15 protein-coding genes and 1 tRNA gene are annotated in these 16,953 nt (G+C 63.9%); 13 read left to right on the top strand and 3 right to left on the bottom strand.

Annotated elements, in window-relative coordinates:
* Complete coding sequence (locus GRI42_RS02480; RefSeq protein ID WP_234033800.1) at positions 1–411, bottom strand: elongation factor P; 411 nt, start codon at positions 409–411, stop codon at positions 1–3.
* Positions 412–524: 113 nt separating this feature from the next.
* Between GRI42_RS02480 and efp the strand changes: the two genes are divergently transcribed.
* The 7 genes from efp to GRI42_RS02515 all read left to right on the top strand — a co-directional run bounded on the left by efp (position 525) and on the right by GRI42_RS02515 (position 6,451).
* Positions 525–1,088: an elongation factor P gene (gene efp / locus GRI42_RS02485; RefSeq protein WP_160606608.1), complete on the top strand. Its 564-nt coding sequence runs from the start codon at positions 525–527 to the stop codon at positions 1,086–1,088.
* Between the two features lie 12 nt (positions 1,089–1,100).
* Positions 1,101–1,451, top strand: coding sequence for a hypothetical protein (locus GRI42_RS02490; RefSeq protein WP_160606610.1), 351 nt, complete (start codon positions 1,101–1,103; stop codon positions 1,449–1,451).
* A 9-nt stretch (positions 1,452–1,460) separates the two neighbouring features.
* Positions 1,461–2,282: an inositol monophosphatase family protein gene (locus tag GRI42_RS02495; RefSeq protein WP_160606612.1), complete on the top strand. Its 822-nt coding sequence runs from the start codon at positions 1,461–1,463 to the stop codon at positions 2,280–2,282.
* A 41-nt stretch (positions 2,283–2,323) separates the two neighbouring features.
* Positions 2,324–2,407 (top strand) — tRNA-Leu (locus GRI42_RS02500).
* 81 nt (positions 2,408–2,488) lie between these two features.
* Complete coding sequence (locus tag GRI42_RS02505; protein ID WP_160606614.1) at positions 2,489–3,094, top strand: hypothetical protein; 606 nt, start codon at positions 2,489–2,491, stop codon at positions 3,092–3,094.
* A gap of 67 nt (positions 3,095–3,161) precedes the next feature.
* Positions 3,162–4,997 (top strand): SLC13 family permease, encoded by a 1,836-nt coding sequence (locus GRI42_RS02510; protein ID WP_199800414.1) that lies wholly within the window; start codon positions 3,162–3,164, stop codon positions 4,995–4,997.
* 83 nt (positions 4,998–5,080) lie between these two features.
* The gene (locus GRI42_RS02515; protein WP_407692162.1) at positions 5,081–6,451 is read left to right on the top strand and encodes an amidohydrolase; all 1,371 of its coding nucleotides are present in this window, start codon (positions 5,081–5,083) and stop codon (positions 6,449–6,451) included.
* 73 nt (positions 6,452–6,524) lie between these two features.
* On the opposite strand, the gene GRI42_RS02520 is transcribed toward GRI42_RS02515, so the two are convergent.
* Positions 6,525–6,707, bottom strand: a complete 183-nt coding sequence (locus GRI42_RS02520) for a hypothetical protein (protein WP_160606618.1) — start codon at positions 6,705–6,707, stop codon at positions 6,525–6,527.
* A gap of 20 nt (positions 6,708–6,727) precedes the next feature.
* Positions 6,728–8,326: an isocitrate lyase gene (locus tag GRI42_RS02525; RefSeq protein WP_160606620.1), complete on the bottom strand. Its 1,599-nt coding sequence runs from the start codon at positions 8,324–8,326 to the stop codon at positions 6,728–6,730.
* Positions 8,327–8,472: 146 nt separating this feature from the next.
* On the opposite strand from GRI42_RS02525, the gene GRI42_RS02530 reads away from it, so the two are divergent.
* The 6 genes from GRI42_RS02530 to GRI42_RS02555 all read left to right on the top strand — a co-directional run bounded on the left by GRI42_RS02530 (position 8,473) and on the right by GRI42_RS02555 (position 16,935).
* On the top strand, positions 8,473–9,855 hold the full coding sequence (locus GRI42_RS02530) for a helix-turn-helix domain-containing protein (RefSeq protein WP_160606622.1): 1,383 nt from the start codon (positions 8,473–8,475) through the stop codon (positions 9,853–9,855).
* A gap of 76 nt (positions 9,856–9,931) precedes the next feature.
* Positions 9,932–10,225: a hypothetical protein gene (locus GRI42_RS02535; RefSeq protein ID WP_160606624.1), complete on the top strand. Its 294-nt coding sequence runs from the start codon at positions 9,932–9,934 to the stop codon at positions 10,223–10,225.
* A 141-nt stretch (positions 10,226–10,366) separates the two neighbouring features.
* Positions 10,367–11,755: a TIGR03013 family XrtA/PEP-CTERM system glycosyltransferase gene (locus GRI42_RS02540; RefSeq protein ID WP_160606626.1), complete on the top strand. Its 1,389-nt coding sequence runs from the start codon at positions 10,367–10,369 to the stop codon at positions 11,753–11,755.
* Positions 11,755–13,860 (top strand): XrtA/PEP-CTERM system histidine kinase PrsK, encoded by a 2,106-nt coding sequence (gene prsK / locus GRI42_RS02545; RefSeq protein WP_160606628.1) that lies wholly within the window; start codon positions 11,755–11,757, stop codon positions 13,858–13,860. The genes GRI42_RS02540 and prsK overlap by 1 nt, the downstream gene beginning before the upstream one ends.
* Positions 13,860–15,224, top strand: coding sequence for a PEP-CTERM-box response regulator transcription factor (prsR, locus tag GRI42_RS02550; protein ID WP_160606630.1), 1,365 nt, complete (start codon positions 13,860–13,862; stop codon positions 15,222–15,224). The genes prsK and prsR overlap by 1 nt, the downstream gene beginning before the upstream one ends.
* Positions 15,208–16,935 (top strand): tetratricopeptide repeat protein, encoded by a 1,728-nt coding sequence (locus GRI42_RS02555; RefSeq protein WP_160606632.1) that lies wholly within the window; start codon positions 15,208–15,210, stop codon positions 16,933–16,935. The genes prsR and GRI42_RS02555 overlap by 17 nt, the downstream gene beginning before the upstream one ends.
* The last annotated feature ends 18 nt before the right edge of the window (positions 16,936–16,953 follow it).

Consider the following 16,953-nt stretch of genomic DNA (forward strand, 5'->3'; position numbering starts at 1 on the left):
TCAGTCTTGCAGCGGGCCTGCGCGGTGGCAGCGCAGGCGGCCGAGCTTGTCGTCCTTGCCCAGTTCCTGCAGCAGCCCGGACGACAGCAGCATCATGCGATGCCCCTTCATCGGGCCGCGCGTGAAGGTCACGCGGTTGCCTTCGAGCAGGTAGGTGCCCTGTCCCTTGTCGGTGCGGTAACTCGACGCTCCGGTGATGGCGAAATTATGCGCGTCCATCTCGCGCCAGGCGGGTCCGGTGGCGCTGCCGGGCAGGGCGCAGACATATTCGCCCTGTTCGAGCAGGCCGAGCCGGCCCTGCGCCTGCACCATCGGTGCGGCGGTGGCGGCAAACGCGGCGGCGGCGAGGCCAGTGGCAATGAGGCGTTTCATGGTGATGCCCTCCACCAGCCAATATAGGGGGTGCCGCATGAATTTTCCATTGCTTGCCCGATTGGCCTGCCTCGGGTAAGGCGCGCGGCGCACGTCCGCCCGGCACGAATCCCTCCCGGTCGGAGCTCTTTCACATCGAAGGCAGGTTTCCCATGAAGATCAGTGGCGTGGACATCCGTCCGGGCAATATCATCGAGTACGAAGGCGGCATCTGGAAGGTCGCCAAGATCCAGCACACCCAGCCCGGCAAGGGCGGCGCCTACATGCAGGTCGAAATGAAGAACCTGCAGGACGGCCGCAAGACCAACGTCCGCTTCCGCAGCGCCGACACGGTCGAGAAGGTGCGCCTCGATACGAAGGACTACCAGTTCCTCTATGAAGACGGCGACATGCTCGTGTTCATGGACCAGGAAACCTACGAGCAGATCAACCTGCCTTCCGACCTCCTCGGCGATGCCCGCCCGTTCCTTCAGGACGGCATGCGGGTCATGCTCGAACTGTGGGACGAAAAGCCCATCAGCGTCGAACTGCCGCAGCAGGTCGAAGCCACGATCGTCGAAGCCGACGCTGTGGTGAAGGGCCAGACTGCCTCGTCCAGCTACAAGCCTGCCGTGCTCGACAACGGCGTGCGCATCATGGTCCCGCCGCACATCGAAAGCGGCACGCGCATCGTGGTCGACGTCTACGAGCAGACCTACGTCGGCAAGGCCAACTGAGGCACAACGACCATGGGCAAATCCATCGCCAGCCGGTTCGATCACGTCGACATCCCCAGCAGCAAGCTGCGCGCGGTGATCATCAACGATGACGAACTGACGCTGGAGATGGATTTCTGCCTCGAGCCCGGCCACCCCGATTACGAGGAGCCGGGTGCAGGGGAGGACGGCTGCTTCCACCCCGGAATGCTGCGCTTCGCGGGCATTTCCAAGCTCAGCCTCGACCGCCGCGACATCGGCGACGAAGGCAAGCGCCGCTTCGCGATCGACACTTTCAACATCGAGGGCACGAAGTTCGACATGGCCTGCGAGTGGGGCGACATCCACCTGCAGGCGCGTTCGATCCGCGTCCTCACCGAGTAAGAGATACCAATGGCCGCAATTTCCGGACTGATCCGCGTAATGGAGAAAGCCGCGCGCAAGGCGGGTGCCCGCCTGCGCCGCGATTTCGGCGAGATCGAACACCTTCAGGTGAGCCGCAAGGGCCCTGCCGATTTCGTGTCCAAGGCGGACATGCGCGCCGAACGCGCGATCTACGACGAGCTGCTCCTGGCGAGGCCCGACTGGGGCTTCGTGATGGAAGAAGCGGGCGTGATCGACGGCAAGGACGGCATGCCGCGCTGGATCGTCGATCCGCTCGACGGCACCAGCAACTTTCTCCACGGCATCCCGCATTTCGCGATCAGCATTGCGGTGCAGGAACGCAAGCTCGGCAGCGACGAATGGGGCGAAGTGACTGCCGGCGTGGTCTACAACCCCGTCACCGACGAGACATTCTGGGCAGAAAAGAGCCGCGGCGCATGGCTGCATGACGGCCGCCTGCGCGTGTCCTCGCGCCGCAACCCGTCCGAAGCGCTGATCGCCACCGGCATCCCGTTCCAGGGTCACGGCGACTTTGCCGAATGGTCGAAAATCTTCAGCGCGGTCGGCCCCAATGTCGCGGGCATCCGCCGCTTCGGCGCCGCCTCGCTCGATCTTGCATGGCTCGCAGCCGGTCGGTTCGACGGCTATTGGGAAAGCGGTCTCAACGACTGGGATACGGCAGCAGGCTGCCTGATCGTGCGCGAGGCCGGCGGCTTCGTGTCCGATTTCCGTGGCCGTTCGGAACAGATCCATTCGAAGCAGGTTCTGGCTGCCAACGACCAGCTGCATTCGAAGCTGCACAAACTGGTGGCGCAGGCCCTCAAGGCTTGATGCACCCGCAGAGCGCGGCTAACTCCCGCGCTCTTGCACAGGCCCCTGTGGCGGAATTGGTAGACGCGCTCGACTCAAAATCGAGTTTCTTTGAAGTGCCGGTTCGAGTCCGGCCAGGGGTACCAGCCTTCCATTCGCTGTAACTTTCGTGGCAGACCCCGCGAACGGCATGGTTTCATCCCGTGCCGGCACAAGGGGGACAGTCCATGAGCGAGCAGGCATCCATTCGCGCAGTCGCAATCGCGCTGCTGGCGACCGTGGCGTCGCAGATCTTCTACATCACCGTCGTTTCGGGCTCAGAAAACGAGATGCTGCGCCCGCTGACATGGTTTGCGGAACTTATCGCCTTCCTCGTGCTGGCGACCGTGTCGTTCGCACTCGGAATGCGGCAGCCGAATAATGCGATGCTGTGGACGCTGGTCGGCATTTCCGGCCTGCTCAACATGCTGCAGGTCGCGATGGGCCTTTCGATGTTCGCGCCCGCGATGAAAGTGTCGGAAAGCCTGCCCGAACTGTTCGAGGCGGTGCTGGCAGGCGCGTTCTTCCTCTATTTCCTCGCCAAGTTCACCCTCGGCGCGGCGGCCGTGATGCTGGGACTGTCGCTGTTCGGGAAGGGCGGAGCGGTTGCCAAGGCAGTAGGCGCAATCTGCGTGCTTTCGGGGCTTGCGGCGCTAGGGCTCAACCTTGTTGCGATGGCCAGCCGCGCGGACTGGACTTTCCTTGCAGGCGGCGCCGGTACGCTGGTCGCAGCTGCCTTTGCCGCGGCCCTGCTGGTAGGGGGACGAGGCACCGCCGCACCTGCGCAAAGCTGAGACGAATTGAAACTGGGGGACGAAAGCCCTTGAATTCGCGCGCCAGCGATGGAATTCACGCAGGCGGATGATCGGAATTCCGTCCTATCACGCGATAGCCGCCATGGTCGTGACTGTCGCCATGTTCGTCGCCTTTGCCCGCGGCCGCATGTCGGTGGAGATCGTCTCGCTGCTGACAATCGCGGTCATCGCGGTGGGCCTGTATTTCTTTCCGCTGGAAGGGACCGCACCGACCGATGGGCTGGCCCTCGCATTCTCCGGTTTCGGCCATTACGCCCTGATCACGATCTGCGCCCTCATGATCATGGGGCGCGGGCTCGTGGTGACAGGGGCCCTTGAACCGGCGGCGCGCCTGCTTGAAAAAGTGTTCAAGATCAACGGGCAGCTGGGCTTGCTGGTTTCGCTGCTGGTCGCGATGATCCTGTCGATGGGCGTCAACGACACACCCGTTCTGGTCCTGTTGCTGCCGATCTTCATGGCCCTGGCGAACCGGAGCGGCATGCCGGCCTCGAAGACTCTCATACCGATCAATGCCGCAGTTCTGATCGGGGGCATGGCAACCACCATCGGCACTTCGACCAATATTCTGGTCGTCTCGATCGCGGTCGACCTGGGCATGCGCCAGATGGGGGTGTTCGATTATACCGGCATCGTCCTTGTCGCCGCGGTGGTTGCCTTGCCATACCTGTGGTTGGTCATGCCGCGGTTGCTGGGCGACAACCGGATCACCAACCAGCACGAGATGCGCAGGTTCGTTACCCGGCTGCGCATCACGGAAAATTCCATCCTCAACGGCAGGGAACTGGCCGAAGTGGTCCGCCGTCTGCCCGAAGGCATCGAGTTCGACGAGGTGCCGGCCGGATTGATGCGCGCGAACCAGCGCCTGACCATGTCGGGCACCCACGAAGCCATCGAGGAAGCGGCGCGGATCCTCAGGGGCGATACCGCGCCGTCCTGGGTGCTCGAGCGCATCCGCCGCACTTCGGAAGAAAAGCGCATCGACATCGCCGTCGTGGAGATGACCGTCACTGCCGATTCCCGCCTCATCGGGCGCACCCTTCCGGGATCGGGCATTGCCGACCTTTACGGCGTGGCGGTGATCGGAATGCACCGGCCCAAGCGGCTGGTGGGCGAAAAAGACCGGTACTCGGTCGGCGGCGACATGCGCATCAGCGAAGGCGACGTGCTGCTGGTCATGGGCCTGCCCGACGATCTGCAGAATTTCGCGCAGGCCGACAGCCTGCTGATTCTCGAAGGGATGCGCGAATTGCCGCGGCGGTCGAAGGCCGTGCTTGCCGGGGTCATCATGATTGGGTCGGTCGCGCTGGCATCGGTCGGCCTGCCTTTCTACGGCAGCGAGGGGTTCTACCTCCTCAAGGTGCCGATCGCGATATCCGCGCTTGCCGGTTCGATCCTGATGTTCGTGACCGGCTGCGTGAAATTCGACCGCGTCGGTCGAGCACTTTCGGGCAAGGTCATCGTGCTTGTGGCAGCCAGTATCGCGATCGGACGCATTGTTCTCGAAAGCGGGGCCGCAGACTGGCTTGGCCTCGTCATCGCATCGGGTCTGCAACATCTCTCACCTGCCGCAGTGCTGGCCGCCATCATGCTGTTCGTGACGTTCCTGACGAATTTCGCCTCCAATGCGACTGCGGCGACCGTCGGCACCCCTATTGCATTCAGCATTGCGAACCAGCTGGGGCTTCCTCCCGAGCCACTCGTGCTAGCCGTGCTGTTCGGCTGCAACCTCTGTTATGCGACGCCCATCGCGTACCAGACCAACATGCTGATCATGTCGGAAGGCAGCTACCAGTTCGGGGACTACATCCGCACAGGCGTGCCGCTGGTCATCATCATGGTGGTCACGCTGTCGGCAGCGCTCGTCTTCACTTACGGGTTGTAGGGCTTTCCTACGGCCTGCTGCCGTGCCAGACAGGCGCGGCCAGAGGGGCGATGGTCGGGGGCGGGGAATTTTGCCCCATGACCGTGTTCCAAGTGTTCCATGCTGTGGGGGAGAAACCCGTGAAGTCCTACATCCGTCCAACAAGCCTTGCCGCGCTTGCCATCGCCTTTGCGGCTCCTGCCTCGGCGCAGGACCTGCGCGCCTCGCTGGCCGAAGACATGCCCGACCTGATGGAGCTTTACCGCGACCTCCACGCCAATCCCGAACTCAGCTTCGAGGAGTACAAGACCTCCGCCAAGCTCGCCAAGCGGATGCGCGCGCTGGGCTTCGAAGTGACCGAAGGCGTGGGCAAGACCGGCGTCGTGTCGGTTATGAGGAACGGTGACGGGCCCACCGTCCTGCTGCGTGCCGACATGGACGGGCTGCCGGTGGTCGAACAGACCGGACTGCCCTTCGCCAGCAAGGTCATGGCGACGCCTGCCAGCGGCGTGACGACGGGCGTGATGCACGCCTGCGGCCACGATACCCACATGACCGGCTTCATCGGTGCAGCCCAGCTGCTCGCCGAACGCAAGGACGAATGGCAGGGCACGCTGGTCATGGTCCTCCAGCCTGCCGAGGAAGCCGGCGGCGGTGCGCGCGCCATGCTGGCCGACGGGCTCTATACCCGTTTCCCCAAGCCCGATTACGCCATCGCCTTCCACGATGCGGCCGCGGACAAGCCGGCCGGCAGCATCGGCATCTCGCCGGGCTATGCGCTGGCGAATGTCGACAGTGTCAACATCACGGTGAAGGGTGTAGGCGGCCACGGGGCCTATCCGCACACCACCAAGGACCCGATCGTGCTCGCCAGCGCCATCGTCATGCGCCTGCAGACGCTGGTCAGCCGCGAACTCTCGCCGCTGGAACCGGGCGTGGTGACGGTGGGCAGCTTCCTTGCCGGTGCCAAGCACAACATCATCTCGAACGAGGCGCGCATGCAGCTGACCGTGCGCAGCTATTCGGACGAAAGCCGCAAGCTGCTGCTCGACGGGATTGCCCGCATCGCCCGCGGCGAGGCGGTGGCGGCTGGCATGCCCGAAAACCTGATGCCGGTGGTCGAGGTGCAGGAAGACTTCACGCCGTCCACCTACAACGATCCCGATTTCGCCGAACAACTGCTCGCCAGCTTCGCCGACCGCTTCGGGGCCGACCGTGTCGGTACGCAGCCGCCGGTAATGGGGGGCGAGGATTTCAGCGAATATCGCCGTGCCGATCCCGACAACATCAAGTCGGTGATCTTCTGGGTCAGCGGTACGCCGGACCACATGCTCAGGGCGCTTAAAGAAGAGGGCAAGCCGCTGCCTTCGCTGCACTCGCCGTTCTGGGCGCCCGATGCCGAAAAGGTGGTCGCGACAGGTGCGGAAGCGCTTGCCGGTGCTGCGCTGGAACTGATGCCGCGCAGCGGGGGCTGAGCCAAAAATTTACGGCCGCCGCAGCTTTGGGGGTGCTGCGACGGCCGTTTCTCCTCCCCAGGAGAACTGGTATTTAGCTGTCCGAAGGCACGTAGGTGCCCAGGCGGTGGTGGAGCGCGTTGATCTTGGCGAGCTCCTCCCGGTCATCCGTCGCCCTTGCGTAATGCATCAGGGCGGTCCGCAGCAGGCGGAAGTCGGCGGTGGAGAACAGGGCGCGTGCGCGGCCCGGTTCGGTCTTCGGGGCTTCGTCGGTCATCGTCGTCATCCTTCCTCTCCTCAGGCAGCTGCGAACTGGTTCATGGTGTTGTCCTTGCCGCCAGCCTTGAGGGCCGCTTCGCCGGCAAAGTATTCCTTGTGGTCATCGCCGATGTCGCTGCCGGCCATGTTCTGGTGCTTCACGCAGGCGATACCCTGGCGGATTTCCTCGCGCTGGACGTTCTTCACGTAGCCGAGCATCGCCTGTTCGCCGAAGTACTCCTTGGCGAGGTTGTCGGTGCTCAGCGCGGCCGTGTGGTAGGTCGGCAGCGTGATGAGGTGGTGGAAGATACCGGCACGCTTCGCGGCATCGGCCTGGAAGGTGCGGATCTTCTCATCGGCTTCGGCGGCGAGTTCGGTGCCGTCGTAGTCGATGCTCATCAGCTTGGCGCGGTCGTAACCCGACACGTCCTTGCCTTCCTTCTCCCACGCATCGAAAATCTGCTGGCGGAAGTTGAGGGTCCAGTTGAAGCTGGGCGAGTTGTTGTAGACCAGCTTGGCGTTCGGGATCACCTCGCGAACACGGTCGACCATGCCGGCGATCTGTTCGACATGCGGCTTCTCGGTCTCGATCCACAGCAGGTCCGCACCGTTCTGGAGAGCGGTGATGCAGTCGAGCACGCAGCGGTCTTCACCCGTTCCGGCGCGGAACTGGTAGAGGTTGCTGGGCAGGCGCTTGGGCGAAAGCAGCTTGCCGTCGCGGCTGATGAAGACCTGACCATTGGTGATGTTGGCCGGATCGACTTCGTCGCAGTCGAGGAAGCTGTTGTACTGGTCGCCAAGGTCGCCCGGTTCGGTCGAGTATGCGATCTGCTTGGTGAGACCGGCGCCGAGCGAGTCGGTGCGTGCGACGATGATGCCGTCGGGCACGCCCAGTTCGAGGAAGGCGTAACGGATCGCACGGATCTTCTGGAGGAAGTCCTCGTGCGGAACGGTAACCTTGCCGTCCTGGTGGCCGCACTGCTTTTCGTCCGACACCTGGTTCTCGATCTGCAGTGCGCAGGCACCCGCCTCGATCATCTTCTTGGCGAGCAGGTAGGTCGCCTCGGCGTTGCCGAAGCCTGCATCGATGTCGGCGATGATCGGCACAACATGCGTCTGGTGCTCGTCGATTTCGCGCAGCAGGCGGTGCGTGTTGACTGCATCACCGGCTTCCTTGGCCTTGTCGAGTTCGCGGAACATGCCGCCGAGTTCACGGGCATCGGCCTGCTTGAGGAAGGTGTAAAGTTCCTCGATCAGTGCCGGAACGCTCGTCTTCTCGTGCATCGACTGGTCGGGCAGGGGGCCGAATTCGCTGCGCAGGGCGGCGACCATCCACCCCGAAAGGTAGAGGTAACGGCGCTTGGTGCTGCCGAAATGCTTCTTGATGCTGATCATCTTCTGCTGGGCGATGAAACCGTGCCAGCAGCCGAGCGACTGGGTGTAGTTCGCCGGGTCGCGATCGTAGGCTTCCATGTCCTCGCGCATGATCTTGGCGGTGTAACGCGCAATGTCGAGGCCGGTGGGGAAGCGGTTCTGCACGGCCATGCGAGCAGCGCTTGCTGCGTCGATGGCTGCCCAGCTGTCGCCATTCTTGGCGATGGTCTGGCCGAGTTCGGCGATGCGGCTCTGGTAGGTCATGCGAATCTCCTGTCGTCTTGGCACTGTGGCCTTGAGAGGAAGATGTGCCCTCGGGCGTTTGCAGGACAGAGAAATTTACAGAATTTGTTGTCTAATTGGCGCGTATCTGGCAATTGTGGCTGTAAAGATGTAAAGGAATTTACAAAATGGCAGATGAGGCGCTCCTTGCAGGGCCGGCGATACGTCGCCTCAGAAAGCGCGAGAACCTGACCCAGGCAGCCATGGCGACGCGCCTGTCGATTTCGCCCAGCTACCTCAACCTGATCGAACGCAACCAGCGCCCGGTTAGCGCGCGCGTCATTATGGCGATGGTCGAACAGTTCGAATTCGACCCGCGGTCCCTGCGCGAGGACGAGGCGGTGGGCGGACTCGACGGGCTGATGCGGCGACTGGCGGACGAACGGTTCGCCGACCTCGCCATCGACCGGGACGAAGCGGAGGAGTTCCTTGCGACTTCGCCGCAGATCGCTGCGGCCTTCGCGCGCCTCTATGACAAGGCGGGTGCAGGCGCGGACCTGTTCGATGATCCGCTCGCCGCGTCGCGGCGCGAGATCGAACGCTGGCGAAACCATTTCGCGGACCTCGACACGGCGGCCGATGAGCTGGCCGACGAAATCCGCTTGTCGCGCGGAGATATCGGGGTCGCCCTGACAGACCGCCTGCGTGAGCGGCACCAATTGTCCGTGCGCATCCTGCCCGCTGAGGTCTTACCGGACAGGTTGAGCCGGCTGGATCTCCATGCGCGGCAGATCCAGCTGAACGAAATGCTCAGCCCGGCCTCGCGCAATTTCCATCTCGCCACGCAGCTGGCCCAGCTCGAACAGCGCGACGAGATCGACGCCATCGTGCAGGGTGCGCGGCTGGAGGACGATGCAGCGCGGCAATTGTTCGCCCGCCACCTGACCGGCTACTTCGCCGCAGCGCTGATCATGCCCTATGGCAGGTTCCTGCGTGCCTGCGAGGCGACCGGATACGATTTGCCGGTTCTCCAACGCCGCTTCGGGGTGACGTTCGAGCAGCTCGCCCACCGCCTGACGACGCTCCAACGGGTCGGTCAGCGGGGATTGCCCTTCTTCATGGCGCGGCTTGACCGGGCGGGGCAGTTTTCCAAGGTCTTCGTCGGTGCCAGCACGGCCCGCTTCCTCGACGGGGAGGTGAGTTGCCCCCTGTGGGCCGCGCATCTGGCTTTCGAACGGGGCGGGGAATTGCAGGTGCAATTTATTGCGCTCGACGATGGCGGAGACCGGCAGGGCGGCTGGCTGACCATGGCCAAGAGCCCAGTGGGAAGCGGGGCCAAGGGCGAGGCGCGCTATTCCGTGGTGCTTGGCATCGAGGCCGTCCTGGCAGGCGACCTGGCCCAGGCGCGGGGCGTTTCGCTGCGTCCTGCCGATGCGCAGCCGATCGGACCGGGCTGTGCGCGCTGCCACCGCGAGAACTGCGCCCAGCGTTCGCTTCCGCCGCGTGGGCGCCACCTCAGCTTCGACCGGATGAGCCGCGGGACCACCCCGTTCCAGTTCGGCGAGCGTTAACCAGTCACGCGGGAACCGCCTGCCAGCGCGCCGCGTTTTCGCCACAATACAAGCAATTGTGGGAAGGCAAGTACCAATGGCAGAAGAACGTATCACGGAAACGCGTACGCCCGACGGCAATACGCACACCACCCATACCGTCGTGACCGACGAACCGCGCCGCAGCGGTGGTTCGGGCTGGCTCATGGCGCTCGTCCTGCTGGTCATCGCTGTCGTGGCGGTCGTCCTCTTCACCCAAATGGGCGGGGCGGAGGTCGCTAAGGACGAGGCTATCGCCAATGCCGCCAATGAAGTCGGTGAAGCGGCCGGCGCCGTCGGCGAAGCCGCGCAGGACGCAGGCGAGGCTGTCGAAGACGCAGTCAACAACTAACCCGGCCTGAAAAATCACTCGAAACGGCGTCCTGTCACCGCGACAGGGCGCCGTTTTTCATTGGTGTAAAATTTACCGACAGTTCACCATTCCAATGGTAAGGCTGGCCTTAACCAAGCCCGAGGCCGCCGCAGAACGACGATGTTTCGAATTTTCAAGCATTACATCCCTTACGAGGTGATGCTTCTGTGCGCGCTGGACCTGCTCTTGCTGGTCCTCGCGGGCGAGGCTGGCTGGCACCTGCGCACCTTCCAGCTGCAAATGGACCCGGGACCTTTTCGCGACCGCTTGCCGGCCGTGATCGGCTTTGCCGTCATCGTCTGGCTCGCGACCATTGCGGTAGGTACTTATACGCCGATCGCCCTCCGCTCGATGCGCTTTGCCACTGCCCGTATCTTCGTGGCTCTGGGGCTTGGCATCTTTGCGATCTCTTTCGTCAATCTCGTGCTGCCCGGTACAGCGCTGTGGCGCTCCATCCTGCTCTACGCGATGGTCATCGGGCTGGTGCTGCTGGTCGTAAACCGGCTGCTGATGTCGCGTATCATCGACAAGGAAGCCTTCAGGCGGCGGGTGCTTGTGCTCGGGGCAGGGCCGAGGGCGCAGAGGATCGTCGACCTGTCTCGCAGGCCCGATGCGGGCTTCAAGGTGCTCGCCTGCCTGTGGATGGGCACAGGTCCGGGCGAAAAGATCGAAGGCGCGCTCGACCGCGCCTCAGTTGGCGACCTCGGCAAATATGTCGCAAGCATCGGGGCACAGGAAGTCGTGCTCGCCATGCAGGAACGACGCAATGCGCTGCCCCTAAAGGACCTGCTTCGCGTGAAGACCAAGGGGGTCGATGTCAGCGACCTGTCCGGTTTCCTTGAACGCGAGACCGGCAGGCTCGACCTCGATACTCTTAACCCGAGTTGGCTCATCTTCTCGGACGGTTTTACTGCGGGCCAGCGCCTGTCATCCATTGCCAAGCGCGCCTTCGATATCGTGGTGAGCCTTGTCCTGCTTGTGACGACCCTACCGCTGATCCTCCTCTTCGCGCTGCTCGTGAAACTGGAGAGCAAGGGCCCGGCATTCTACCGCCAGCAGCGCGTCGGCCTGTTCGGCCAGAATTTCATGATCCCCAAGCTGCGTTCCATGCGCCAGGATGCCGAGGTGCACGGCGCGAAATGGGCGGAGAAGGACGATCCGCGCATCACCCGTGTCGGACGATTCATCCGCACAGTTCGGATCGACGAGCTGCCGCAGTTGTGGAGCGTACTGAAGGGCGAGATGAGCTTCGTGGGCCCGCGACCAGAACGCCCGCAATTCGTTCACGAGCTCGAGGCCGAACTGCCTTATTATGCCGAACGCCACATGGTGAAGCCCGGAATTACCGGCTGGGCGCAGATCAACTACCCCTATGGCGCGAGCATGGCCGATTCCCGCCGCAAGCTGGAATACGACCTGTATTACGCAAAGAATTACTCGCCCTTTCTCGACGTGCTGATCCTGCTCCAGACGGCGCGCGTCATCCTCTGGCCGGATGGTGCCCGCTGATGGAATGGGTCGGCAGCCTCGGGTCCGTGCTTTACGCGGTCGGCGCGCTGGTTTGCGGCCTGGCCGCGCTGTGGGTCGCGCGTTTCGGTGCGGGCGAAAGGCCAGACCGCTGGGCCGGCGTGGCAGCGCTCGCCTTGACGGCAAACTGGTGCTTTGCGGCGGCCAGCTTCCCGCCCGACCGGCTGGTCGTTTCGCTCACGGAAGTGGCGCGCAACCTTGCCTGGATTTTCGTCCTCTTCCGCTTGTTCGCCAATGATGGCCGCGACGAGAGCCTGCGCCTTGTGCGACCCGCAGCGATTGCATTGGCAATCGTCGAGACATTCCAGATCGCGCTGCTGATGCTGGCCCGGCGCTATGCCGGCTGGCCCGATGCAAGCCTGATGGTGTTCGAGACCGCCGCGATCCTGCGCGTCCTGACTGCGGTCGGTGCGCTTGTGCTGATCCATAACCTCTACGTGGGCGCTGCCCTGTCCTCGCGCCGCCTGCTGCGCTGGAATGCCGCGGCAATGGCAGGGATGTGGGCGTTCGCGCTCAACTTCCATACGCTGGCCTATCTCACCGGAGGGGCACCGCCCGAACTGGTCGTGGTCCAGGGGCTTGCTGCGGCGATCATCGCGATACCCTTCGCCATCGGCTACAATTCGAATGCCGCCGGCCTGGAATTCAGGCCTTCGCGCACGCTCGCTTTCCGCTCGCTCTCGCTGCTGGTGATCGGCGCCTATTTCGCGGTCATGCTGGTGCTGGCGAATTCGCTCGACCTGCTCGAAGGCGACGTGCGTGCCCTGACGCAGGTCGGCCTGCTTATCGCGGCGGGTGCGCTGGCGCTGATCTGGCTGCCGTCCGACCGGATGCGCGGCTGGATGCGAGTGACCGCGATCAAGCATCTCTTCAAGCACCGCTACGATTACCGGAGCGAGTGGATGCGCTTCACCAACACCATCGGCCGCACCGGCTTCGATGAGACCAGCCTGCAGGAACGTACGGTGAAGGCGCTGGCCGACATCACCGACAGTCCCTCGGGCCTGCTACTAGTCCCCGATGACGACGGATCGCTGGTTCTGGGAGCAAGCTGGGGTTGGCCGAACGCGGACATCCCGCACCGGGCGATGCCGGTCGAACTGGCCACCATCCTCGAGCGCGAAGGCCTGATCATCGATTTCGACGAGGCGCGCAAAGGGGTCGAACACCACGGAGAGCTCGAATTCCTGCCCGAATGGCTGCGCGAGGAACAGCGCGCCTGGGCCGCGGTCCCGCTGCTCCATTTCGACCGACTTGTGGGCGTCATCGTGCTCGCCAGGCCGGCCATCACGCGCGACCTCGACTGGGAGGATTTCGACCTTCTCGGCATCGTAGGGCGCCAGCTCGCCAGCTACCTTGCGGAACAGAGCGGGCAGGTCGCCCTTTCCGAGGCCAGCCGGTTCGACGAGTTCAACCGCCGCATGGCGTTCGTCATGCACGACATCAAGAACCTCTCGAGCCAGATGTCGCTCCTGATGCGCAATGCAGAACTGCATGCCGACAAGCCGGAATTCCGCAAGGACATGCTCGTCACCCTGCGCAACAGCGCGGACAAGCTCAACCTCCTGCTCGCGCGGCTCGGACGCTATGGCACGGCCGGTAACCAGGCGGTCGAGCCGCTCGATCTCGCGCAGGTCGCCAAAAAGCTCGTCGACCAGTTTGGCGGGTCACATCCGATCGGCATCGCGCGTTCGGAACAGGCAGTCGTCGTCGCCCATGCCGAGGGGCTGGAACAGGCGCTCGCCCATCTAGTGCAGAACGCCATCGATGCGAGCTTCGACGAAACGCCGGTTACGATCGAAGTTTTCAGCGACGGTATCACAGGCCAGATCCACGTGATCGACCAGGGCAAGGGAATGAGCCCCGCCTTCCTGCGCAACGGCCTGTTCAAGCCCTTCGTCAGCTCTAAGGACGGCGGTTTCGGCATCGGCGCCTACGAGGCGCGCGAGACGATCCGCGCCATGCAAGGCCGGCTCGACGTCGAATCCCGCGAAGGGCTGGGGACCCGTTTCAGCGTCAGCCTGCCGCTGCGCTCCGCACAAGCAATCTACCAAGGGTCCGGCACCCCGACCAAGGAGACCGTCTGATGGCCGAGGCGAAACCCAAGCTGCTCATTGTCGAGGATGATGAAGGGCTGCAGGCGCAATTGAGGTGGGCTTACGACAATTACGAAGTCGTGATTGCGGGAAACCGCGACCAGGCGCTCGCCGCTTTGCGGGCGGAAGAGCCGGCAGTCGTCACGCTTGATCTCGGCCTGCCGCCGGATCCCGACGGGACGACCGAAGGTTTTGCCGTGCTCGATGCGATCATGGCGATGAAGCCCGACACCAAGGTCGTCGTCGCCAGCGGCCACGGCGCTCGTGAAAGCGCTCTCCAGGCGATCGACCGCGGGGCCTATGACTTTTACCAGAAGCCGGTCGATATCGACCAGCTCGGCATGATCGTCGACCGGGCCTTCAGGCTGCACGAAATCGAGGCGGAAAACCGCCGGCTTTCGGCCAAGGTGGGCGAGGAAAAAACGGTCCTCGGCTCGATGATCACTGCTGCCCCCGAAATGGCGAAAGTGGCGAGGACGATCGAGCGTGTCGCGCCGACGAATGTTTCGGTCATGCTCCTCGGCGCAAGCGGTACCGGCAAGGAGCTGCTCGCTCGCGGACTTCATGAGGCAAGCGACCGGCGCAGCGGGGCCTTCATCGCCATCAATTGCGCCGCGATCCCGGAGAACCTCCTCGAAAGCGAACTCTTCGGGCATGAAAAGGGCGCATTCACCGGTGCGGTGAAGACCAATGAGGGCAAGATCGAACTGGCCGACGGCGGCACGCTGTTCCTCGACGAGGTCGGCGACATCCCGCTGCCACTTCAGGTCAAGCTGCTACGCTTCCTGCAGGAACGCGTCATTGAGCGGATCGGCGGGCGCAAGCCGATTGCGGTCGACACCCGCATCGTGTGTGCGACGCACCAGGACCTTGAAGCGATGATCGCGGAAGGCACTTTCCGCGAGGACTTGTTCTACCGGCTCGCTGAAATCGTCGTGAAGATCCCGACGCTTTCGGAAAGGCCGGGTGATGCGGTGTTGCTGGCAAAGCATTTCCTGTCCCGCTTCAGCGCGGAGATGAACCCGCAGGTGAAAGGCTTTGCTCCCGATGCCCTTGCGGCCATCGATAGCTGGGGCTGGCCAGGGAACGTTCGCGAGCTGGAAAACCGCGTGAAGCGGGCGGTTATCATGTCGGACAGAAAGCTGGTCGGTGCGGAAGACCTCGACCTTGGCGGTGACGAAGAGGCTGGCGAACTGGCGCTCAATCTCAAGCAGGCGCGTGAAGAGGCCGACCGGAGGATGATCCGCAAGGCCCTGTCGCGTACGCAGGGGAATATCTCCAATACCGCCAAGCTGCTCGGCATCAGTCGTCCGACGCTGTACGACCTTCTGAAGCAGTATGACCTGCAGGACTGATTTCCGACTGGCTGCGGTTCTCGCAGCGGCCTTGGTTGCAGGCTGCGGCGAAAGCGGCGGGACCCGCGACGGCATCGAAAACCTGCGGGCCCAGGTGGAACGCGGCGATGCACGGGCAGTGCAGTTGACGCTTGAAGAGCTCGCGGCATCAGGCACGCCCCGGACCGACTACGCTGCATTGGCAGGCAAGGAGGCGCTGGAACGCGGCGACTTGGTTTCAGCGCGCAAGTGGCTCGGTGATGGCCAATTTAGTCCGCAGACGGCAAGCGAAGGCTTCCGCCTGCTGAGCAAGCTTGCCTACCGCGAAGGAAACCTGCCGGCTTCCATCGAGGCGCTGGAACGGGCGCGCGCTGTCGCTCCCGATGACCCGGAGCTGTGGGTCGATATCGGCCGGCTTCGCTACAACATCGGCAACCAGTTTGCCGCGCTCGACGCGGCGCAAAAGGCAGTGGAGCTCGGGCCGGACAATGCCGCCGCGCTGCGGTTCCGCGGCCATCTGGCGCGCGATAGCGAAGGGATGGTCCCGGCGACGGAATGGTTTGCCAGGGCGCGGCAGGCGGCGCCTCGCGACCAGGAGGTGCGGATTGAATACGCTGCAGCCCTGCTTGATGCAGGCGACGTTCCGCAGGCGATCGACCTGCTTTACGAAGAAGAGAGTGAAACGCCTGCAGCCCACTATCTGAAGGCGGTTGCAGCCGCTCGTAGCGGCGCGTTTGTCGAAGCGCGCGAGGCGCTCGACCGCTCGGGAGCGGTGCGCAGCAGGACACCTGCCGCCCGGTTGCTTTCGGCGATCATCGACATCGAGCGGGGGAACCTCGAAAGCGCAGCGCAAACGCTCGACCAGCTGCAGCGCCTGCAACCCGACAATCGCAGGGTTGCAGAACTGCTTGCCTTCGCCTTGTCACGCAGCGGTGGGGAGGAGGAGCTGGTTTACCGCTTCGCCGAACAGGCGCGTGGACCACTCGGTTCGGTATGGCTGCGCACGCTCGTGGGCCGTGCCTACGAGGCGCTGGGGGATCGGGAGCAAGCTGCTGTGTTTCTCGATTTGGCCTCTTCGCCGGCGGAGGCGCTGGCCGTTCTTCCTCCCACGGGTGTCCAGGGCGGGGCCGCGCTGGCGAAACGCGATGCGATCCGTGTGCGGATGTATAACGGAGATTTCCAGGGAGGGCTGGCTGCCGCGCGCTCCTTTACTGCTGAATTTCCCAATTCGAGCGATGCCTGGGCCTTGCAGGGCGATGCCGCACTGGCTGCCGGCGATCGCGTCGGCGCGCGTCAGGCCTATGGGAAAGCCGCAAGCATAAAGCGTTCATGGCCGCTCGTCTTGCGGCTCTCTGCGGCACTGGAGAGCGAAGACGCGGCACGGGTCATTGCCGAATACGCCGCCGCAAACCCGGCAAACGGCCATGCCGCGGCGTTTGCCGCGAGCGCCTATGCCGAAGCCGGGAAATGGCAGGAGGCCGCCGACCTCTTCGACCGTGCGCTGAAACGCGGAATGCGCGGCGTGCCATGGGTCCTTGCAGCCCGCAGCGTCGCTGCTGGGCAATTGGGCGAGGGTCAGGGCGCTGCCAAGCTGAACTGGGCGCTGGAGGCCTACGAAACACAGCGTACTAGCCTGCCTGCCATAACGGCGCTGCTGGATGCCCTTCCGCCAGAGGACAGGACGCTGCGCAGCGAATTGCAGGCAAAACTCGCCGCGCTTTCGCGCCGCTAGACACCGGCACCGCTCACG

It is taken from the genome of Qipengyuania gaetbuli (assembly GCF_009827315.1).
GTDB classification, from domain to species: Bacteria; Pseudomonadota; Alphaproteobacteria; order Sphingomonadales; family Sphingomonadaceae; genus Qipengyuania; species Qipengyuania gaetbuli.